The organism is Pseudoalteromonas sp. BSi20429 (assembly GCF_000238895.1).
GTDB lineage: Bacteria > Pseudomonadota > Gammaproteobacteria > Enterobacterales > Alteromonadaceae > Pseudoalteromonas > Pseudoalteromonas arctica.
Genome location: NZ_BADV01000091.1, coordinates 1 through 217 on the forward strand (window position 1 = coordinate 1; position 217 = coordinate 217).

Consider the following 217-nt stretch of genomic DNA (forward strand, 5'->3'; position numbering starts at 1 on the left):
ACTAAGTTGCTAATTTAAACTCTAAGCTAGAGCAATTCTTTTATCCAACTTTCCTTGGTAGAAGAAGTTGGCTGGGATACCAGGATTTGAACCTGGGAATGCCAGGATCAAAACCTGGTGCCTTACCGCTTGGCGATATCCCAACAAAGAATTAATGTATAATTTTAGTTCTTATAAGAACATGGTGCGGAAAGAGAGACTTGAACTCTCACAACCG

At 40.1% G+C, this 217-nt stretch carries 1 tRNA gene; it reads right to left on the bottom strand.

Annotated features, from left to right (window positions below):
• Window positions 1-68: 68 nt before the first annotated feature.
• Window positions 69-143 (bottom strand) — tRNA-Gln (locus tag P20429_RS03030).
• Window positions 144-217 lie beyond the last annotated feature (74 nt).